The following is a 21,871-nucleotide window of genomic DNA, read 5'->3' as shown; positions in this document are numbered from 1 at the left end:
CCCTCCGTTTTTCGTTACTCTCCAATTCTATGACTAGCATTGCCAGAATGAAGAGACTTCAAACAGAGAACGATGCAATTAACTTACTGTACGGGGACGCTCCATCCGGTTAATGCCCGGTACACGCAATGTGGCCCATTCGGGACGGTAGTGCTCTACTTTTCCTACAACGACAGTCATATCATCCAAAATCTCATGCTGCTGATATCGAATCACGCTCTCAAGCAGGCAGTCCGCTACCTCCTGCGGATCGTCACTATCAATCTCCTGAATGAGACGTTTCATCCATAGCTCCTTGTTAACGGCATACCCTGGGGCATCATAGATTCCATCCGTCATCATAATCAATATATCGCCAGGTTGAAGCTGTACAGTGACCAAATCCACTTCGATATCTTTAATAATGCCAATGGGCAGGTTGCTGGCCGATACCTGAATAACCTCCTGTCCTCGTTTAATAAAGCTCGGTGTTGAGCCGATTTTCATAAATGTGGTCTCTGCCGTATATTCATCAATTAGAGCCATGTCCACCGTGGCATACATCTCTTCAGGAGAGCGCAGCATCAGCACAGAGTTCACGGACTTGATCGCCAGCTTCTCATCCATGCCCGATTGAAGCAGCTGTTCCAGAATATTTAACGCAGCACTGCTCTCCATGCGCGCACGTTCCCCGTTGCCCATACCATCACTGAGTGCCACCGCAAAGGTACCATTCCCCAGTTCAACCGTGCTGAAGCTGTCCCCAGATAATAAATCTCCCCCTTTGGCAGCCGCAGCTACCCCTGTAGTCACCTCATAGGTTTTGGCTGATCCAAAGGTGACGGTTGCGAGACCCTGACGGGGATCCGTCATCGTCTCATGAAGAACAGCAATATGCTCGTCCAGAATATCCGAGATCAGCGGCGCGATCATCTTCCGGCATTCATCAAATCCCCTCGTATAGGCATGAACAATCTCGATTTCCACATTGCCTGCTTCCAGATTGATAATCTCAATCGAATGAATGGACAGGCCCAGCGACTCCAGCGCATCCCGAATCTGTTCCTCCTGCTGTACCATCTCCTCACTTTCCCGTTGGATTTCTCTGGCCAGGTCCTCCATCACCTGGGATACTCCGGATAATTGCTCGGCAACCAGCTGCCGGCTGTCCACAATCTGACGCTTCCACTGCATATTATGCTGGTAGAGCCCATATTGGGCACGCATAACCTCAAGCACCTCCTCCGGTTTGGCACATACCCTGTTCCACTCCACTGGGATTTGTTTACCCGACATCTCCGGATTGGCCTCAATGGAACTCATCACATCTGTCATGTATTTATAGGTTTGAATAAACTTTGCATCCCAGCACTGTGCACGTTTAAAGCACCCTGCGCACGTTCCCTCTGCTACCGCATTCATGAAATGCTCCATGCCGCCTTCATTCTGTACCGGTTCCCCCGTACCGGACATCTGATCGAAGCTGCGGGAAAGCTGGCGGAATACCTGCGAGAAGCGGGTCACCCGTTCTGCCGTGATATCCCGAATTCGCTTCGCATATTCATGCTGCGATTTGGTATGATCCTGTGTACCTGGCACATATTTGGATATGGCCGTCATCATGCTTTTAGGTGTAAGCATGAACAGAACAATGGCTGCACACGTCTCCCATAGGGAATTCATTACATCACCTGGACCGCCCAGATAAATGGATAGAATAGATGAGCCGAGCAGCATCCCCAGTGCAACGCCTGCTCGTTTGCCCTCTCTAAGCATACCCGCCAGCATCCCGGCAAAAGCGAGCAAACTCATTTGGTACACGGCGGACATGTCAGCAAGACTTAAAATAAGCCCCGTAATGACCCCAACGGATGCCCCCAGGGGGGCTCCGCCCACCAGCGCGAAGATCAGAATTAAATAACGAGAGAGCATATGCTCTACGGAAAGGGATTGAATAGTCCAACCCACCGCGCCTGTCATAACGGAAGCCAACAATATGATCAGGCAGAGGATCTCCTCGCTCTTTAGGTTGAATTTCTTTTTGCGGTACGTAAAAATCGGTATGGCTTGTATAAAAACCAGGGTAAGCACAAAGCTGAGTACGGAGTCCATCGTGAGCATTAACATGGCGTACCAGCTGAAAGACGGTCCAATGACGACCGCGAACAACTTGACCATAAAAGTAGTCGTAAACACCATTGTTGGTGCATAAGATAATTCAGCACGGTCATAAGACTCCAGCCCTCTGAACAAGAGATAGAAGATCGCCATCTCAGATGCAACGATAAGTGGAACCGGAAACGGGGCAAACAGGCTCCCCGCCAGCAAAGCGGCCCCAACTGGAATAATGTAATCCCTACGCATGAAGGCAATCACCGCGAAGTACGCAATTGCAAAGGGCGATAGTTCATTCAGGATCATGGCCTTACCCAATAAAAATCCCATAAATGTAAGGAGCAGCACCCATTTGCGTGCAGCAACGAACTGGACAGCCTTGCGGGAGGTAATCCACTGTTTGAGACGTACGGACAACTCCTCCCGAGCTTCTGTACTCCCTTTACCAGCTTTCATTCCCGGAAATTGAATGACATTCCACTTTTCCATCATCCCAAAGGCACCCCATTCGATTATTTGTTTTCGTGTTTCATTCTCGATGGTTCTGATTATAGATAGATTAGAAGACGTAGTTTGTCATAATAGGTGGATAGGGTTCAAAAAGTTTACGACAAAAGAAACAAGCATGGCGCGGAGGAGCGAAACCCCCGGCCTTATTGTCATTCCATCCTTCACAGCCTGGTCCACCGAGGACGGGGTTGTCTGATTTTGAATGGCATTTGTTCTGCCTTCAACTTGAATTGAACGGGATACCTGCGGAATGGCACGGAAACATGTCGGTAAAAAATGGTAGACGACAAATGTTCTTATTTCCTATGGTCCTTGTGCGAAAAAAGTGCATCTGTGGAGCACTACTTTACAAGAAAAGCCAGGAATCCAGTGGAACGCGCATAGGCGACGGTAAACCCCAAAAAGTATGCGTAAGCAACAGACTTAAAAAAAGGACAAAACGCAAAAAAGCCGTCGACCCTTACGGGATAACGGCTTTTCTTATATTTTAAATCAGGTTGATACAGATTACACGCGCTTAGCTCCACGGCCTCCGCGTTTGCCCTCTGTGTTCTTCTTGAGCGAAGAGATCCGCTCTTCACTATCTTTCAGGAAGCGTGACATTTTATCCTCAAATGAAGGTTTGCCTGCTGCGGGCTTGAAAGAACGGCCTCCACGGTCGCGGTTAAATCCACCGCCGCCGCCACGGCCTTGGCCGCCACTTGGGCCTCCACCGCTGAATCGTTCGCGATCTCCTCCACTGCGTTCCGGTCTTGGAGCTCTTGGGGGTCTAGATTGTGTTTGTTGCTCAACCGGTTTGTCAACAGCTTGCTTAATGGAAAGTCCGATTTTGCCATCCTTGTCAACGTTGATGACCTTCACTGTAACGACGTCATTAAGTTTCAGGTGGTCGTTGACATCTTTGACATAATTGTCGGCGATTTCCGAGATGTGAACGAGACCCGTGACACCTCCTGACAGATCCACAAATGCTCCAAAATGCGTGATGCCTGTCACCTTGCCCTCTAACTTGGTGCCCACTTCAATTGCCATAGAATAAAATGATCCTCCCTTAAAAATATACAACCCGATTTTTTAGATGCCAAAATCAATGCTGTGCTAAATGTAATTATACCTTATGCCGCAAACCAAGGTCAACAGAGCTCTACCCCGCAGGGGAGCCTATTTTTTACAGTATAACGGCTTCAGATATATGGATAATAATTCTTGCTCAGTCATGAGCGTAATTCCATCAGTTCCCTGACTCTTCAACCTGAATTGGTGTCTCTTCAGGCAGGTAATAGCCTTTTTTCCGCGCCAGCTGTCCTATGTATTCAGGGTCCTTCAACCGACTGACTTCATACTTCAACTGATCCAGCTTCTTCTGCGTCTCTTCCTTCGAAGTCTGCTGTGCGGCCAAGTTTGAACTCTTGTCCGAAATCTGTGCATTCTGTACGAGGAACGTATATCCTGCCCAAATAACAAATACAATGACGAATGTCATCCAGAGCATGAGGCGTCTTTTTGCCCCGGCAGATTTCCCTTGGCCTGTTGGGGCTGTAGATCTCCCCACAGGTGTTTTACCCATTTTTGGACCTCCTTAAAACCAGCGTTTCCATATCGCTGCAATACTTGAACCCGCACGGATTATCCAACGGGGCGTTACCCAATGTTTCAGGAGCGGCCTAAACATCCAGCGGAACAACTTACCGAAAGGTACCAAACATTGCAATACCAGCTTGCCCAGGAATATCAGTATCGCGAGTACAAAACCCAATATCACGCGAACTAGCTTGTATAGTCCCTTCGCTGGCATAACGAACAGGATGTTAAGGATATGTCCACACCAATGAATAAGTGTTCTTGCGAGTTTAATTAACATTACCACAAAACGCTGGGTTGTAACACTTAAAAGCCAAAAATAGAAGCAAACCCCTATAATTAGCCCCAAAAAGACATAAAACCGCAGCTGTCCGTGGTTTCCGGCATACAGCATCCGGAAAACGAACAGCGCGGAAGCAACCCAGTACAACAGGTCAAGCGTGTGCATGCTCCATCTCGGGAAGCGCAGCTGACCGGACAGTACCCGGTAACTGTCGTAGGCCATACCCATTACGATTCCCGACAACAGCATCCATGTTAATGTGATCCACTGCGTGTCCAGACTCATCGGAACATCTTGCCGAACAGGCCTTTACTATTCTTGTTCTGGGAACCGGGGTCCAGATATTGCAGAGAACTGACTGTGCCTTCAATGGATAGCAAACCTTCCTCCAGGCTCAAGTTTTTGATATGTAAATTGTGCCCCCGGATGGTCAGATGCCCAAGTTCAGTCTGCAGCAAAAATTCCTCACTGTCGAAGCTCTCTACATTGGAGACACCTGTCAGATCCAGCAGTTTGCGATTTTGCATGCTCAAATGATGCTGTTTCGGTTTACCGTGCTCAACCATGGCATGTACCCCTCCTTCTTACACCTAGCTTATGGAGGCGAAGGCGGGAATAGAACCAGGGATCATGAAGGAAATGCTTCCGCTTATCCAAACACAAAAGCACCCTTCCTATATAGGAAAGGTGCTTCTATCTCACTTACTTTCATTCACAAAAGAGCATATCGGGCAGATGATTACCAGTTCAGCCCGTTATCCTTGGCGATCGGCTCTTCCTTAACCAAGGTATAGAGGCTGCTCGCCTCATCCTTCTTGGTGCTCTCAGCAAGACGTTCCACCTTCACGGTGACCAGCTTCTGACCGAACTGAACCGTCAGCTCATCGCCCACTTTAACAGCAGCGCTTGGCTTTGCTTCACGTCCGTTAATCAGAACACGTCCCTGTTCGGAGACGTCCTTGGCCACAGTACGGCGTTTGATTAGCCGGGAGACCTTCAGGAATTTATCAAGACGCATTATTTTACGGCTTCTTTAAGTTTGTTGCCTGCTTTGAATGCAGGAACAGTGGACTCAGGAATAACGATTTCATTCCCTGTTTGTGGGTTACGTCCGGTACGACCGGAACGTTTGCGGGTTTCAAAAGTGCCAAAGCCGATCAGTTGTACTTTGTCTCCGCTTGCGAGTGCATCTGTAATTTCTCCCAAGAAGCCGTTCAATACGGACTCAACGTCTTTTTTAGTCAAACCGCTTTTGGTGGAAATGTTGTTAATCAGATCTGTTTTGTTCATTTTTAAAAGCCTCCCAAATTAAAAAGAAAGTATCTGCGAATCCTGGCAATCCGCTTGATTGCCGCGGCTTTCGCGCAAGGTTACTACACATGTATTCTGGCTTGGATTCTGAATTCCTGCCTCGGCCAGCGACTTTTTTTGGCTGATGATGAACCTGTACCTATGGAAAGTCTAAGTCCAATACCCGGAATGTTGTCCGATCAATCAGGATTAACCCTAATCCAAACATGAACACATGTTCGTATAGCATATCATACCATTGAAAAACATGGAACAAGGATATTTGAACAGTTTACTTGGTTTACCCTGTTACAGTCCAGCCTTCTTCGCTGCTTGCCAGAATTGCTCCATCTCTTCGACGTTGCTATCTGCAGGTGTCCGTCCAAGTTCACGAAGCCGCTCCTCAATATATTGGAAGCGCTGAGTGAACTTGCGGTTGGTAGCGGCAAGAGCTTCCTCCGGATCCGTATCAATGAAACGAGCCACATTGGCCGTAGCAAACAGCAAATCGCCCAGTTCCAGCTTCCGCTCCTCAGCCGATTGATTGCTTTGCACCGCTTCTTTCAGTTCTGCCAGTTCTTCTTCAATCTTGGCAAATACGCCATTCACATCATCCCAGTCAAAACCAACCTTGGCTGCTTTCTTCTGGAGCTTGTAGCCTTTCATCAAGGCTGGCAAATCGCGGGGAATACCATCCAGCACCGAAACGGTCTGTTGATCGATCCCTTTGCGCTTCTTTTCCTCTGCCTTCATCTGTTCCCAGTTCTGCAGTGCTTCATTCGCATTCTCGGCCTGATGCTCGCCAAATACATGAGGATGACGAAAAATGAGCTTGTCATTAAGCCCTTCAATGACATCATATACATTGAAGGTGCCCACTTCCTCTTCCATCTGGGAATGCAGCAGAATCTGCAGCAATAAGTCCCCAAGCTCCTCTTTCATGTGGTCAGGATCATCTTCATCGATTGTTTCAATGACCTCATACGTCTCTTCAATCAGGTTCTTGCGAATCGACTGATGGGTTTGCTCCTGATCCCATGGGCATCCGCCCGGGCTGCGAAGTATATTAACGATTTCATGCAACCTTGCAAAAGAGCGACGTCGCAGGGCATCATCCGTGTTTTTCGGCACATAAATAAGGGAGAGGTTTCCGTAACCTTCAATCCGGTCCAGCTCATGAAGCGGTACCTTGTGAATGATCTCCTGATCCTGTACACCGAGGGCGTGTCCAACAAATACCGGATAGTCATCTGGATATACATCCATCAGGCATAGCTTCACATCGGACGCAGTAAACACATCATAAACCTGCCCAATCAAGGTATGCAGCTGAGGCTGCACTAGCTCCGTGCTCAGGCTGCTCGCATCGAGAAGTTGGAAGCCTTCAATGGGATCAAATCCGAGACGGATAAAGGCTTCATCCAGAAAACTCTCTCCCCCCATGACACGAAGTGAGATACCCATTTGCGGGCAGCGTTCCTTAAGCAGTCGTACACTCGCCTCGGCCACCATCGGATGGCCTGGCACAGCGTAGACAATCTCGGTTCCCGGCTCTCCCTGACGGGCAGCCTCAATGAGGCGATTGGCAATCTCGTCATAGACCTCCGGGAACGATGCTTTCGCCTCGTAGATTGCATCAAACGATGTCATCTCCAGTCCTTCCTGCTTCAGGTCATTCAACACAGGATGATCCAATGTGCGGACATACAGCGTAGCCGCTTGTTTCATTTTCTTGATAATACCTACTGTCAGCTGATCTGCATCTCCTGATCCGAGACCAACGACGGTCAAAGCTGCTGCGCTCATTTTCAAGCCTCCATCCGAACCATTCTGCAAAATGCCTCCCTTTGTTACATTGACATGAGGAACATACGCAGAACAGCGCTCTATAATTACACGTATTATAACAGAATCCGTGGATATCCAATAATTTCACACGCAAAAGGGTGAGACAGGGCTACCGCAGGACATGCAGCCTGCGAAGCCATTTGGCCAGGCTCGGTCCAAGCTTCGGGATCGCGGCCAGATCTGTGGCGGTCAGCAGCCCGGTACGGGCTGACGCCAGCAAGAACACGGCTGCGCCTGCGGCGATGCCAAGCAGGCTTATGCCTACCGCGGCCAGCCTGCGATCGGCCGCGATGCCCATGCCGCCGAGCACCGCTCCGGCAGCCCAGGCCACGCCTGCCGCCGCCACGCTCATGGCGGCGATCACCAGCGCCGGCTTCACCAGGACGGCGCCAGGGGCAGGGCGCATCGCGGTACGCCGCGCCAGCAGCGCCACATTCAGGCCAGCCGCCAGCATATAGGCGACTGCGCCTGCCAGGGCCGCGCCGCTGATGCCCAGCGCAGGCACAAGCATGACGTTCAGCAGCGCCTTGACGCCTGCGGCGGCCAGCATGCTGAACGCGGGTGCGCGCACGGCGCCGAGGCCCTGCAGCAGCGCCGCCGCAATGATGCTGACGGTACTGCCTGCTGCCGTCAGCGCCATATACCGCAGAGCTTCGGTGCCTGCGGCATCACCGTACAGCATGCGGTTGATCGGTTCTGCCAGTACCGCCAGACCGGCGGATGCAGCCAGACCGATTAACCAGAACCAGCGCAGCGCAATGCTTGCCTGCTGCCTGACGGCTTCTGGCCCGCCCTTCAGGCGAGCTTCGGCCATCGCCGGAATGAACAGCACGGATAGCGACGTAGCAAGCATCGTCACGAGCTGTACAAGCGGCAAGCCCCGATTGTAAATTCCGAACGACACCATGGATTCGACCTCATCCAGCCCTTCACTTCTTAGAAGCCGGGGCACCGTGAAGGTATCCACCAGATTCATCAGAGGTACAGCGAGCGAACCCAGACAGACGGGAATGGCATATACCAGCAAGGTTCGAATCCATTGACCATTGGTGGGAAGCTTCTCCGCTTGAAGGCCTTCTCCTGTCCATTGTTCCGGTTGTCCTTCCCTGGCTCCCGATCTCTGCAAGCCATCCAGCTCTTCTTGGGATAGACCCGTTTTCCTGCTCTTTCGCCGCCTACTGTACACATAGGCGAGCATGGTGATTAACCCCACGAATCCACCGGCAACGGAACCCAGCATGGCTCCGGCAGCAATGGTCTCCAGTGATGCATCCCGCTTCATCAACCATAGCAGCAGTACAATCATTACCGTCACACGAATCGTCTGCTCTACGACCTGTGACACAGCGGTCGGAACCATCTGCTGTAAACCCTGAAAATAGCCACGAAGTCCAGTCATTAGCGGGACAAATAGCAGTGCGAGTGCCGCGGCCCGAATAGAAGGCATGACATGTCCATTACCAATCAGTTGACCTATAAGTGGTGCACCGATGTACATCAGTATGGCCAGGACTAATCCGATGCTTCCAAGAAGTATCGAAGACAGACGGATAATCCGTTTGCCCTCCTCGGGCCTCCCCAGCGCATGCTGTTCAGCAACAAATTTGGATACGGCAACAGGCAGTCCAGCAGCAGCGATCGTAATAATTAGCATATAGAACGGATATACCGTGTTATAAATACCAAAAACACCGTCGCCCCCTAGATTCTGTAACGGAATCTTTTGAAAAGCACCGATGATTTTAGAAATAATGGCAGCAAGGCCAAGCACAAATGCACCCTGCAGCAATCTTGAGCCAGTAGTAGACGGCTGTTTCATAAGTCCCTCCTACAGTTATCCAAGCGATTATATCCAGTAAGCATACTTTGCTATTATACCTGCCCGAAGCCGCACAGACTAACCTTCTGTTGAAGTTCCCTTTGAAGCCCCCTACATCTGCTCTTAATTCAGCCTGCGTATTATGCCTTTTTAAATGCAAAAAACTCCTGTCTGCCGGAAAGGCACCAGGAGTTGATCTGCTATTTATTGTTCCATCTGTTTGCCAAGGAAGCCAGCAGCCGTCTCAGCCATTTTAACTTCCATCTGGGACATTTTCACGGATTCATCCTTGTTGTACAGAATGACGGTTCCAATAGGGTCTCCACCCGAAATGATGGGTGCAATGACGAAAGAGGATAATGTTTCATCATGATCCTTGCTGATCTCATAGGAGCCACTACCTGTCTCAAGGATGGTCTTGCGATTTTCCATGCAGCTCTCTACCAGCTGACCTACCTGCTTGTCCAGATATTCCTTCTTGGAGCCGCCCGCTACCGTAATAATGGTATCGCGGTCAGAGATCATGGTTACGTGACCTGTACTCTCATACAACGATTCAGCATATTCTTTGGCGAAATCGCCCAGTTCGCCGATCGGCGAATATTTTTTTAGAATGACTTCTCCATCACGATCCACAAAAATCTCAAGCGGATCTCCTTCACGAATTCGTAACGTACGACGGATTTCTTTTGGAATGACCACACGGCCGAGGTCATCAATACGGCGGACAATACCAGTAGCTTTCATTTCACATGTTGCCCCACTTTCTCGAGAAGATTTTTCAACTACTGTTCCTTAATGGGTAGAGGAAAGTCCCAGAACGTTTAGTGTGATATCTTGACCATAGTATTCATCTGTTCCCATTTCCTTATACATACTTTGAAGAATATAGTTGTGTTCTCTTCGCAGAAGGTGACCATGTACCCATTATGCTGCTGTCTGTACAAAAAGAAGCAAGGGGCAGGCCATAAGTCCTCCCCTTGCTTCTCTATGCTTGTCCAGAAAGTAAGTGTGCTGCAGCTCGTTTCTTACTTGCTGTTTGTATCTGCGCTATCGCCTGTTGTTGCATCGGACTCTGTTTTAGTACCTTGATCTGTCTTAGCATCAGTACCTGTGGACTCGTCCGTTTTGGTTTCTGTAGATTTGTCACCTTCGGTTCCAGATCCAGTACCCGTTGTGCCTTCAGTACCTTCCGTAGTACCTTCTTCAGCCTTGTCTGTCTTCGGCAGGTTTACTTCCTTCACGATCTTATCCAGTTCATTCGTCATGAACGTATCGATCTCTGCAGCTGCCAATTGGCTTTTGAGTGTTTCTTTTTGCTCATCTGTCAATTTGCTGTAGTCTGCTTCCGTACGGGATTCCACTTTCATCACGTGATAGCCGTATTCCGTCTCAACCGGATCACTGATTTTGTTGAGTGGCAATGTTTTGGCAGCTTCTTTGAACGCTTCTACCCAGTTGGATACAGGGGTATTTTCGTACAATCCGCCATTATCTGCAGAGCCTGGATCTTCGGAGTATTCTTTTGCCACTTTTGCAAAGTCTTCACCGGCATCCAGTTTGGTTTTAACTTCTTTGGCAATTTTCAAGGCATCTTCTTTTTTACGCTCTTTTTGCGTATCTGGGTCCGTGAAGTTGATCAGGACGTGACGAACCGAAGCGGTTGTGAACTGATCCTTGTTTGTTTCAAATTCTTTTTTGATTGCATCTTCCGTAACACCAGTCTCTTTATCCTTAATTACCGTCATGATGCGAGTCATGTAATCCTTGATGTTTTGATCTGTCAGGTTCTGAGCTTTCAACATTTCAGTCCATTGATCGGCTTGAACAGAAGCCTTCATTTTGTCGAACTGCTCGGTTGCCACTTTGGCCCCTTCTGTTTTGGCTTCTTCAGTCGCCTTGCCACTCAAATATTCATAAGCAACTTCCTGGCGCACCAGGTAGTCCTTGAAATCGTCCATCTCCATCATTTGTGCATATTCCGGATAGAGGAATTTCATGACCCGTTGCTCCATATCGAATTCATTGGCTGTAATTGTACCGCCATCATATGTCGCTACAACAGCGCTTGTATCATTGGTTTCTGGTGTAGCTGCTTCATCCTTCTTGCCGCATGCAGCAAGCAGTGATAAGGACAGTACTGCAACCATACTCACGGAGAGTACTTTCCCTACTTTTTTATACTTTGGTAACATCCTTTGGTTCCCCCTTTGATTTAAAAGCACTCTTCATGGACTCCAGAAATTTCTCTACCAGCTCCATCAGTTGCTTGTCCCCAAGCCCTTTGCCTTTGACATGAATAAGCATATGGGGTCCTTGTTCAAATTGTACACGTCTTTCGAACTGATTTCCAATGTGCGCAATTTTCGAGAGTTCAAACGCATGCTCACGGCCTTCGTAGAATTTCACGGTAAGGTCGTCACCACGCTGCGTAATGGACTCAATTCCATACATTTTTCCATACACTTTTAATCTGGCTACAGCCATAAGATTAATGACAGCTTCTGGAAGGTCACCGAATCGGTCAACCAATTCGTCTTCCAGTTCCATTGCATCGTCGAAAGAGGCAATAACCGCCACTTTTTTGTAAATCTCAATCTTCTGTATACTGTCATAGATATAATCACCCGGCAAGTAGGCATCGATGCTGAGATCGAGCGTGGTGTTCCATTGATCGGAAGGTACCGGCTCTTCTCCGAGCATGGTGACTTTGCGTTTATTAATTTCCTCGGCCAGCATCTGAGAATACAAGTCGAATCCGACTGAGGCAATGAAGCCGTGCTGCTCTGCACCCAGCAGGTTTCCTGCTCCGCGGATCGATAGATCTCGCATCGCAATTTTGAATCCCGACCCCAGCTCAGTAAACTCCTTAATAGACTGCAGACGTTTCTCTGCAACCTCGGTCAGCACTTTATCCCGTTGGTACGTAAAGTACGCATAGGCAATTCGATTGGACCGTCCAACGCGCCCACGCAGCTGGTACAGCTGGGAAAGGCCCATTTTGTCTGCATCATGAACAATCAGGGTATTTACATTCGGGATATCTACCCCCGTCTCAATGATGCTTGTGCTTACGAGTACGTCATATTCGCCATCCAGGAAGTCCAGGATGGTTTTCTCCAGCTCCGTCTCCGACATCTGACCATGGCCCACGCCCACTTTGGCTCCAGGAACCAGGTCAGCAATTTCGGCAGCCATCTCCTGAATTCCTTGGACACGGTTATACAGATAATAAACCTGACCCCCACGTGCCAGTTCCCGCTCAATGGCTTCCCGAACCAGCGCCTGGCTATGTTCCACGACATAGGTCTGCACCGGGAAACGATTCTCTGGTGGTGTTTCAATCACCGAGAGATCACGGACTCCCAGCATGGACATGTGGAGGGTACGCGGAATTGGTGTAGCCGTCAGTGTGAGCACGTCCACGTTTGTTTTCAGCTTCTTCAGTTTCTCCTTATGGGTTACACCGAAGCGCTGCTCTTCATCAACAATAAGCAGTCCTAGATCCTTGAATACCAGATCCTGCGATAACAACCGGTGCGTACCGATAACAATGTCGACTGTTCCACTTTTAATGCCTTTGGCGGTCTCATTTTGTTCCTTACGGGAACGGAACCGGCTTAGGACATGAATATTGAATGGATACCCCGAGAAACGTTCACGGAATGTCTCATAATGCTGCTGTGCCAAGATCGTGGTCGGAACGAGTACCGCAACCTGCTTGCCTTCAATAGCCGCTTTGAATGCAGCACGAATGGCAACCTCGGTTTTTCCGTAACCGACGTCTCCACATAGCAGACGGTCCATGGGACGATTTTGTTCCATGTCCTTTTTGATTTCTTCAATCGCACGGACCTGATCACGAGTTTCATCATAAGGGAACATGGCCTCAAATTCCTGCTGCTCGGCAGAGTCCTTCTCGAAGCCGAAACCTTTTGAGGTCTGACGCTCTGCATAGAGCTTGATCAGATCGTCGGCGATATCCTGTACAGATGAGCGAACTTTATTTTTAACCCGTGTCCACTCGTTACCACCCAGCTTGTAGATCTTGGGCTCTTTCTCTTCTGACCCGACATATTTCTGGATCAGATCGATCTGTTCGATCGGTACCGACAGTTTATCCCCACCAGCATAGAGAATATGCATATAGTCCTTATGAATACCGCCGACCTCAAGTGTACCAATGCCCAGATATTTACCAATCCCGTGGTTCTGGTGGACAACATAATCGCCCACTTTCAGCTCACTATACGATTTAATCCGTTCTGCATTATCCACATTACGGCTTTGTTTGCGCGCCTTGCGCTGCTTTTGGGAGAACATCTCACCTTCGGTTACGACGGCTAAATGAATGGACGGCAGTTCGAATCCGGTCTGCAGGTTACCGATAAGCATTTCCGGTTCCGGTATATCGTAGTCCATGAGGACGCGCCGCATACGTTCGAGTCTTTCTTCCCCGCTCGCCAGCATAAGCACATGCACTCCGGCTTTCTGCCAGCGCTCCATCTCGGCCTTAAGTACATTCATCTGTCCGTGGAAATCCTGCATGCCCCGACTGATAAAATTCAGAATGTTTTGAGGCTGTGTATGTGGAACCTGACGCAAGAAGATCGACATGAACAGCGTCTGGAATGGGCGTTCATATAACAGATCATCCCCATCTGCCGACAAATGAAGATCAGGCAGCGTCTTTCCGTTTTGCATCAAATGCAGGTTCCACTCTGATTCATCCCGGTCGAGCTGCTTGGACGTTTCAGCCAGCCGTGCAGGTTCGTCCAGAACAAGCAGCGTATCCTCTGGCATGTAATCGTAAATGGTTTTATGCTCCGGATAGAGCGGTGAAATATATTTATACATTTCAGAGAAATACACATGCTCCCGCAGCAGCTCAATCTCCCGGTGAATTTCTTCACGGAGACGCAGCTTGGCCTGACGGTCAGTCATTTTCTCCAGCTGTTTTTCCAGTAAAACGACAGCTTCATCCGCAGCCTTCTCCATGCGTTCGCGGTCAGCAATCAATTCCTTGCACGGCAGCACCGTAACTTCATCGATACGTTCAATGGAACGCTGATCCGCTGGGTCGAATGTTCGTATGGAGTCAATTTCATCGTCAAACAATTCCACCCGATAGGCAATGGACGAAGTCACTGGATAAAAGTCGATAATCCCTCCGCGCACGCTCATCTCGCCGCGAGATTCAACCCGTTCTACACGTTCATATCCAAGCTTCACCATCTCCAGAAGGAACGAGTCCAGATCGAGTGTATTCCCTTGTTTGATGGTAATCTGAGCATTCGCCATCACTTCCGGAAGAGCCACATAACGCCGCACGCCCGAAAATGGAATAACAACAACGCCCCTAAAACCTTGGGCGCAACGAACTAACACATCAATACGCTGACCCAGTGTTTCCGGACTGGAAACAGCGGCTTCAGCGGCTACAAGTTCATTCGCAGGATAGAGCAGCACCTGATCGGGTGAAAGCGCTTCCTGTAAATCTTCTGCGATTTTTTGTGCAGAAAACATATTGTGTGTAACGACGAGCAGTGGTCGGTTCATCTCTTGGTGCAGAGCTGCCAGCATGATCTGGCGCGCTGATCCGGACAATCCTGAGACCAGCTGCTCTTTCATACCGGATGTAATACCGGCAGTAATGGATCCAAAATCGGGATCTTTGGAAAAAGCCTGTATAAGTGCTTGTAACAAAAGGGGCACCTCTCTTATAACTTACTTGATTAGTTCACGCCTTAGCGCAGTATTATCATTTTAAATTGGATACAAATTCCTTTTTGTCCTGTTTCATCATATCGGATTACTCGCTTCATTACCACATCAGGTTCAACCAATAACCTAAATTCCGTCATGAGCATTTTCATTCCCAAATTGAAAAGAAGCCTCAGCAGGCTGCCAAGGCTATAAAGGTGGAGCGGTATTCCGCGGTCCCCATCATCTGTTATCCATCTTCGCTGCGAACCAGACTTATTATTGAAGCGGGCTCGCCAGCAGGCTGAGCTCAGGATTGAGTTCAAGCGCTTCTTTGCAATAATCGCATGTAATCCGAACGGTAATATCCCCACCGGAATTATACGCTATTATATCCCTCCGCTCGTCGGGGGTCAAGAAATGAAAGCCTAACTGTGCTTCTGATATTCGGGCAGAATCGATTCGTCCAATAAAGGTACGGCAGTGCCTGCACACATAATTCACTGACATGTTTATGCCTCCTGAACATGGTTTATACGTCCAGTATGCCCATTATGACTGAATTGAACCCGGTTTTGATCATTTTTCCCAGCATGTCTTCCAAGCAAGTATTACCCGTTAAACTTAGCCATTGTCTGCTCGAATGTATGATTCAGGCTATGCTCCAAAGCATCACAGGTTTGCTCAATGGTATGTTCGAGTGCTTCCTTCTCTTTCTTCATAAATGTAGACAGTACATAATCAACAATGGCGTGTCCAGGTTCCGGGCGGGAAATGCCCATCCGTACACGGTTGAATTGCTGTGTGCCGGTATGCTGAATAATGGACTTGATTCCATTATGGCCGCCAGCACTACCTTGATAGCGCAGTCTGACTTTGCCAATCTCCGTGTCCATGTCATCATAAACGACAATCAGATCTTCCAGGCTGACTTTGTAAAAGTCCATATATGCCCGTACCGATTCACCGGACAGATTCATGAATGTCATGGGTTTGATCAACACGGTTTTCACACCGCCAATATTTCCTTCTCCAATTAACGCTTTGCATTTGCTCTGAGTGATGGAAATCCCATGACGACTGGCCAGTTGGTCCAGTGCCATAAAGCCAATATTATGTCGTGTTTTGGCATAGTTTGAGCCCGGGTTACCCAGGCCTACAATCCACTTCATCTTATTCCCTCCTTCGGATCACATGAGGTGAGGCATAGACTTCGAATGTTATATTTCATATAATATCAAGAAAGTGAACTTCCTATTTACTGTAATTTTCACGATTATTATCTTATTAACCCAGGAAGGTGAGCGGGTTTTGCGCGAAGATAACGGACAGCTGACTCAACATAGTGATTTTATCTATCATCTCGAATACCATGTACCCGTACAGGTATATGATCGCGACACCCATATTGAGATCGGATTGATTACACGTTTCGATAATCAATTTGTCGAAATTGCCGACACTCTTTTTCATCGGCGGCGTTTTCGCTTCATTTCACGGCCAGGATATTAATCATCCAGCCTCTCTATGCATCGTTATAATGGCACGCCGACAGGGGTTACATTTTCCGTTCGACCGGAAAACGTAACCCCTCTACTACTTTGTGCAGACATCCTTATTCAATTTCAAACAGCTTGCTGATTGACAATTCCTCATGAACCCGGATAATGGCTTCCCCGAGCAAAGGTGCTACAGACAACACTTTAAGTTTGCTTGTCGGATTGGCATGCGTGATTGGAATCGTATCCGTTACGATAACTTCTTTCAGTGGTGCATTCTCCAAACGCTCCATCGCTGGTCCGGACAATACCGGGTGAGTACAGCATGCGTATACTTCCTTCACGCCGCCTTCCATCAGTGCGTTTGCACCCAGCACAATGGTACCTGCCGTATCGATGATGTCATCGATCAGGATTGCTGTTTTACCTTCAATGTTACCGATAATGTTCATAACTTCACTTACATTCGGCTCCGGACGACGTTTATCAATGATGGCCAGGGGTGCATTCAGGAAATCAGCCAATTTCCGTGCACGTACTACACCACCGTGGTCAGGAGATACAACGACCGGATTTTCGATCTGTTTGGAGCGGAAATATTGAGCCAGAATCGGCACACCAAGCAGATGATCCACTGGAATATCAAAAAAGCCCTGGATTTGCATGGCATGCAAGTCCATCGCAATTACGCGGGTAGCTCCTGCTTTTTCGATCAGATTGGCTACCAGTTTCGCCGTAATTGGATCACGCGAACGTGCCTTACGATCCTGTCGTGCATAACCGTAATACGGAATTACAACGTTAATTGTCTTGGCTGATGCCCGTTTCAGTGCATCAATCATGACGAGCATCTCCATCAGGTTGTCATTAACCGGCAAGCAAGTGGACTGTACAATGTATACATGACAGCCCCGAACGCTCTCGGAGAGCTTCACTTGAATCTCACCATCACTGAAGCTGGTTGTGTGAGATTCACCCATAGGAATTCCGATATAATCAGCAATTTGATGGGCAAGCTTGGGGTTAGAATTGCAAGTAAATATTTTTAATTTCGAATCAAAATAAGTCATAAAATAAAAACCCTCCGTGCTGGTTCATTGGAATCTATAAGCGTCTGCGACATGTCGGCACCTCCCGAAGATCGGGAGGCAATCAGAATATCAATACCCCTTATTCGGGTTTGGCATTTTGTTTCTTGGCTTTGGCACGTCCGCGAATTTTCTCCGCGTAACCAGGTTTGTTCTCCTGGCGAGGACGAGCAATAGCCAGATCGTTCTCCGGAACGGAATGTGTAACGGTTGAGCCGGCAACCACATAAGCGCCTTTTCCTACCGTGATCGGTGCAATCAGATTGACATTGCTGCCTACGAACGCATCATCTTCGATTGTCGTTACAGCTTTATTATATCCATCATAATTAACTGTTATTGCCCCGCATCCAACATTTACGTTCTTCCCTACTTTAGCATCCCCAATATAGCTGAGATGTGATACTTTGGATCCTTCATCAATTGTAGCATTTTTCACTTCGACAAAGTCACCAATTTTTACTTTCCGGCCCAGCTTGGTGCCAGGACGCAGGTAAGCAAATGGTCCTACCGTTGTCTCTTCGCCTACTTCAGCCTGGGACAACACGGAATGTTTAATCGTTACACCGTTCTGAATAACACTGTCTTCAATATCAGCCTGAGGACCAATATGGCAAGCTTCACCAATGGAAGTTGTCCCTTTCAGAATGGTTCCCGGGTACAATACCGTGTCTGATCCAATCGTAACATCCGCTCCGATATATGTCGATGACGGATCAATGATCGTAACACCGTTCAACATATGTTTTACAGCCAAACGTTCACGCATATATGCTTCTGCTTGGGACAGAGCAAGTCGATCGTTAACTCCGATGGATTCCGCGATATCATCTGACATATAAGCTTCAACCACTTCACCATCGTTACGGAAAATCCCAACAACATCTGTCAGGTAATACTCTCCTTGGGCGTTCTGGTTGGTCACTTTCTCCAGTGCAGCAAACAATTTCGCATTATCGAAACAGTAAGTCCCTGTGTTAATTTCTTTCACAGCATCTTCCTGCTCGTTGCAGTCCTTCTGTTCCACAATGCGTTGTACAGAACCGTCTTCTCCGCGAATGACGCGGCCGTAGCCTTTTGGATTGTCCAATTGAGCCGTTAGCACGGTTGCAGCAGCTCCGCGACTTTCATGAAGCTTCATCAGACCTTCCAGCGTTTCACTGGTTACCAGTGGTGTATCTCCACAGACGACTATAGTAGAGCCTTGCTCACTTCCAAGCAAAGACTTCACTTGCTTCACCGCGTGACCCGTTCCCAATTGTTCAGCCTGAAGTGCATACTCTGCTTTGGAACCCAAAAATGACTGCACCGCTTCGGCACCATGACCGACCACGACTACACTGCGCTCAACGCCTGCGCGTAGAGCTGCATCCAGCACATGAGCTACCATAGGTTTACCGCATACGGGATGCAGTACTTTGTACAATTTAGATTTCATTCGTTTACCTTGCCCTGCAGCAAGTACAATTGCCATTCGTTTCAAATTTCACGACCTCCTGTTCTGAAAACCCCATCCGGAAGACCCACCTTAATGGATCATCCCTGATAAGTATCGTTCAGCCGGCCTGAAGCCGGTCTTGTTCATCGCCTACTGTCTCTGTTATCACACGTAACAACGCGGACACGAGGAAATCGTGACCTATATGTATACGCCGTGTACCTGCGAGCCTTAACCGAATCCCAATGACTCTTAAGATGCCGCCCTGTCACCAAGCGCACGCTGCGCTAATGTTTCCTTCAACATTTTCCAGCAATAAAGCTGTTAAATGTTCCTGTTTGAATAAACTCAATACTGAATATATCTTATTCCGGTCAAAAAGAAAAGAGAGCCATAAGACATGGCTCTCTTTTCCTTCGAACCCCAATAATGTTCTCAGGCACCTTCTTCAATGACTTCTTCCTCAGTTGCAGCGCGGTCATACTCAGTCAAAACAGCAGCCTGAATCTTCTCACGAGTACCGGAAGAGATCGGGTGGGCGATATCACGGAATTCTCCGTCAGGAGTCCGCTTGCTCGGCATAGCAACAAACATTCCGTTGTTCCCATCAATGACGCGAATGTCATGAACGACGAATTCGTTATCGATGGTAATGGATGCGATAGCCTTCATTCTCCCTTCCGAGTTAACACGGCGGAGTCTGACATCCGTAATTTGCATGTGTGTGTTCACCACCTTTTTCCATCAGAACTTGGTGTATAATTCCACACAGCCTATACGAACTCCTTCTTTTTATAACCACAAAAATGTCCTAATTTCAGGAATTTTTTTATTTAATACACAATTCGACAACGTTAGTGCCAGGTCGATGGAAAAGAACCTTTCCCGACATGTTATTCGTCATCTTTCTACAGGTCAAAATAGTTACCAGGTTTCACCGAAATGTGTCTGCTTTTTGCATCCACGGCTGTCAGCTGCGCAAGAGATACGTAATCGGTCAGCAAACGCTCTTCCGAATCAACTGAACCAGATTCCACTAGCACCCCTACACCTGCTACCGTTGCATTAAACTCGGCGAGCAAATCAATCATGCCCTGTACCGTTCCACCGGCTTTCATGAAATCATCCACAATCAGAACCCTCGAATGCTCACGCATCGCCCTGCGAGATAGGGACATGGTATGGAGACTTTTATGGGACCCTGATACATAATTGATACTTACGGCCGATCCTTCCGTAGCCTGATGGTCCCTGCGCACGAGCACTACAGGCAGGTTAAGCTGGGCTCCAGTCGCATATGCCAGAGGAATACCCTTCGTTTCTACCGTCATGACTACATCGATATCCATGTTGCCAAAAGCAGTCGCAAATATTTTACCTGCTTCATTCATCAATGCAGGCTGTCCAAGCAGGTCAGACATATAGAGGTACCCGCCAGGCAAAATACGGTCAGGCTGCTCCAACTGATTGCTTAGTCGTTCGGCAAAAGCCAGTGCATGTTCTCTGGATACCTTCGGAATCCATTTAACTCCCCCGGCAGCCCCTGCCAGTGTCTGCAGTTCTCCCGACCCACCTTCTTCGAACACTTCCTTGATAATCGCCAAATCCTCACTGATTGACGACTTCGCGGCACCATAACGTTCGGCAAAAGTGGTTAACGGAATAACCGTATGCGGTCTTGACAATAAATACTGCGTCATTTCAACCAGCCTAGCGCTTCGTTTTAATTTCTTCACAGAGATCCATCCTCACGATCACGGAAAACATCCAAATCCGAATAATTATTTAAAAATATACCACCTTTATACGTGTTTGTACATTATAAAAGCGAATTCTAAGTCAACATGCGTACTGCATACACTTCTTTGCAGAAGCCGCGCAGCCCATTATAGATCCGTGCAACCTTTGCTTCCTTGGAGACCAGCCCGAATACTGTTGGGCCACTACCCGACATGAGCACCCCATCTGCACCCAGCTTCATCATGGCATCCTTCAGATGCTGAACTTCCGGATACAGCTTAAGCGTGACATCCTCAAGCACATTCCCCATCTGTCCGCACACTTCTGTAAAAGAATGATTACGAATGGCCTGCTCCATTTTGGCCGCACTTGGATGCCGCACAATCTTGTCGCTGCGGAATCTTCCGTACACATCCGCTGTCGACACATTGATTGGAGGCTTCGCCAAGATGACCCAACATTGCGGTGGGTTAGGCATTGGTTTCAGTTTCTCTCCGCGGCCTGTAGCGAGCGCTGTACCCCCTGTAATACAAAAAGGTACATCCGAACCAAGCTCTGCTCCGAGCTCCTGGAGCTCATGATCCGGGATATTCAGACGCCAGAGGCGGTTCAAGCCGCGCAGCGTAGCTGCAGCGTCACTACTGCCGCCTGCCAGACCGGCAGCCACCGGTATCTTTTTGTCCAGATGAATGTGCACTCCAGTACGCACGTCGTAACGCTCCTTGATTAATCTGGCCGCCTGGAATGCCAGATTCTTCTCATCCAGCGGAATATACCCCGCCTGACTGGAGATAAATATCGTATCGCGAGGCAGTTCTGACATTTCCAGCCGGTCTGCCAAATCGACCATGGTCATGATCATCTCGACTTCGTGGAAGCCGTCACTTCGTTTATGTAAAACATCCAGCATCAAATTAATTTTAGCAGGCGCTTTTTCGTAAATTTTCAAGGCGTTCACCCGTCCTCACCTTTTCCCTA

The 21,871-nt window shown here is 48.4% G+C and carries 20 protein-coding genes; 1 reads left to right on the top strand and 19 read right to left on the bottom strand.

Annotated features, from left to right (window positions below; translation table 11 throughout):
- Positions 1-78: 78 nt before the first annotated feature.
- The 14 genes from spoIIE to pth all read right to left on the bottom strand — a co-directional run bounded on the left by spoIIE (position 79) and on the right by pth (position 16,300).
- On the bottom strand, positions 79-2,586 hold the full coding sequence (spoIIE, locus tag MHB82_RS00270; RefSeq protein ID WP_341173546.1) for a stage II sporulation protein E: 2,508 nt from the start codon (positions 2,584-2,586) through the stop codon (positions 79-81).
- Positions 2,587-3,111: 525 nt separating this feature from the next.
- Positions 3,112-3,636 carry a S1 domain-containing RNA-binding protein gene (locus MHB82_RS00265; RefSeq protein ID WP_095293365.1) on the bottom strand — a complete coding sequence of 175 codons (525 nt, stop codon included), beginning with the start codon at positions 3,634-3,636 and terminating at the stop codon, positions 3,112-3,114.
- A 199-nt stretch (positions 3,637-3,835) separates the two neighbouring features.
- Positions 3,836-4,171 (bottom strand): FtsB family cell division protein, encoded by a 336-nt coding sequence (locus tag MHB82_RS00260; protein WP_095362247.1) that lies wholly within the window; start codon positions 4,169-4,171, stop codon positions 3,836-3,838.
- A gap of 12 nt (positions 4,172-4,183) precedes the next feature.
- Positions 4,184-4,753 (bottom strand): spore cortex biosynthesis protein YabQ, encoded by a 570-nt coding sequence (yabQ, locus tag MHB82_RS00255; protein WP_095362248.1) that lies wholly within the window; start codon positions 4,751-4,753, stop codon positions 4,184-4,186.
- Positions 4,750-5,034, bottom strand: coding sequence for a sporulation protein YabP (gene yabP, locus MHB82_RS00250; protein WP_095293362.1), 285 nt, complete (start codon positions 5,032-5,034; stop codon positions 4,750-4,752). The genes yabQ and yabP overlap by 4 nt, the downstream gene beginning before the upstream one ends.
- 173 nt (positions 5,035-5,207) lie before the next feature.
- Positions 5,208-5,486: an RNA-binding S4 domain-containing protein gene (locus MHB82_RS00245; protein WP_095293361.1), complete on the bottom strand. Its 279-nt coding sequence runs from the start codon at positions 5,484-5,486 to the stop codon at positions 5,208-5,210.
- Positions 5,486-5,758, bottom strand: a complete 273-nt coding sequence (locus MHB82_RS00240) for an HU family DNA-binding protein (protein ID WP_017691362.1) — start codon at positions 5,756-5,758, stop codon at positions 5,486-5,488. Before MHB82_RS00240 ends, MHB82_RS00245 begins: the two co-directional genes overlap by 1 nt.
- A gap of 309 nt (positions 5,759-6,067) precedes the next feature.
- Positions 6,068-7,564, bottom strand: coding sequence for a nucleoside triphosphate pyrophosphohydrolase (gene mazG / locus MHB82_RS00235; RefSeq protein ID WP_110756322.1), 1,497 nt, complete (start codon positions 7,562-7,564; stop codon positions 6,068-6,070).
- 151 nt (positions 7,565-7,715) lie between these two features.
- Positions 7,716-9,425, bottom strand: coding sequence for a putative polysaccharide biosynthesis protein (locus MHB82_RS00230; RefSeq protein WP_341173545.1), 1,710 nt, complete (start codon positions 9,423-9,425; stop codon positions 7,716-7,718).
- Between the two features lie 204 nt (positions 9,426-9,629).
- Positions 9,630-10,172: a stage V sporulation protein T gene (gene spoVT / locus MHB82_RS00225; protein ID WP_095362251.1), complete on the bottom strand. Its 543-nt coding sequence runs from the start codon at positions 10,170-10,172 to the stop codon at positions 9,630-9,632.
- A 281-nt stretch (positions 10,173-10,453) separates the two neighbouring features.
- Entirely contained in the window at positions 10,454-11,620 is a 1,167-nt protein-coding gene (locus tag MHB82_RS00220; protein ID WP_095362252.1) for a peptidylprolyl isomerase, read from the bottom strand.
- Entirely contained in the window at positions 11,604-15,131 is a 3,528-nt protein-coding gene (mfd, locus tag MHB82_RS00215) for a transcription-repair coupling factor (RefSeq protein ID WP_095362253.1), read from the bottom strand. The genes MHB82_RS00220 and mfd overlap by 17 nt, the downstream gene beginning before the upstream one ends.
- 276 nt (positions 15,132-15,407) lie before the next feature.
- The gene (locus MHB82_RS00210; RefSeq protein ID WP_095362254.1) at positions 15,408-15,638 is read right to left on the bottom strand and encodes an anti-sigma-F factor Fin family protein; all 231 of its coding nucleotides are present in this window, start codon (positions 15,636-15,638) and stop codon (positions 15,408-15,410) included.
- A gap of 101 nt (positions 15,639-15,739) precedes the next feature.
- Complete coding sequence (gene pth, locus MHB82_RS00205) at positions 15,740-16,300, bottom strand: aminoacyl-tRNA hydrolase (RefSeq protein ID WP_095293354.1); 561 nt, start codon at positions 16,298-16,300, stop codon at positions 15,740-15,742.
- 139 nt (positions 16,301-16,439) lie between these two features.
- Between pth and MHB82_RS00200 the strand changes: the two genes are divergently transcribed.
- Entirely contained in the window at positions 16,440-16,640 is a 201-nt protein-coding gene (locus tag MHB82_RS00200; RefSeq protein ID WP_024633712.1) for a hypothetical protein, read from the top strand.
- A gap of 103 nt (positions 16,641-16,743) precedes the next feature.
- Here MHB82_RS00200 and MHB82_RS00195 read toward each other — a convergent pair whose 3' ends face one another.
- The 5 genes from MHB82_RS00195 to ispE all read right to left on the bottom strand — a co-directional run bounded on the left by MHB82_RS00195 (position 16,744) and on the right by ispE (position 21,842).
- Positions 16,744-17,697 (bottom strand): ribose-phosphate diphosphokinase, encoded by a 954-nt coding sequence (locus MHB82_RS00195; RefSeq protein ID WP_017691370.1) that lies wholly within the window; start codon positions 17,695-17,697, stop codon positions 16,744-16,746.
- Positions 17,698-17,797: 100 nt separating this feature from the next.
- On the bottom strand, positions 17,798-19,189 hold the full coding sequence (gene glmU / locus MHB82_RS00190) for a bifunctional UDP-N-acetylglucosamine diphosphorylase/glucosamine-1-phosphate N-acetyltransferase GlmU (RefSeq protein WP_164764365.1): 1,392 nt from the start codon (positions 19,187-19,189) through the stop codon (positions 17,798-17,800).
- Positions 19,190-19,588: 399 nt separating this feature from the next.
- A complete protein-coding gene (gene spoVG, locus MHB82_RS00185) occupies positions 19,589-19,873 on the bottom strand; it encodes a septation regulator SpoVG (RefSeq protein ID WP_017691372.1) in 285 nt (94 codons plus the stop codon).
- Between the two features lie 188 nt (positions 19,874-20,061).
- Positions 20,062-20,889, bottom strand: a complete 828-nt coding sequence (gene purR, locus MHB82_RS00180) for a pur operon repressor (RefSeq protein ID WP_095293352.1) — start codon at positions 20,887-20,889, stop codon at positions 20,062-20,064.
- 98 nt (positions 20,890-20,987) lie between these two features.
- Positions 20,988-21,842, bottom strand: coding sequence for a 4-(cytidine 5'-diphospho)-2-C-methyl-D-erythritol kinase (gene ispE, locus MHB82_RS00175; protein WP_095362268.1), 855 nt, complete (start codon positions 21,840-21,842; stop codon positions 20,988-20,990).
- Positions 21,843-21,871: the final 29 nt, after the last annotated feature.

This window comes from Paenibacillus sp. FSL K6-2862, from assembly GCF_038005125.1.
Lineage (GTDB): Bacteria > Bacillota > Bacilli > Paenibacillales > Paenibacillaceae > Paenibacillus > Paenibacillus illinoisensis_A.
This window is presented reverse-complemented; position numbering and strand designations above follow the sequence as displayed.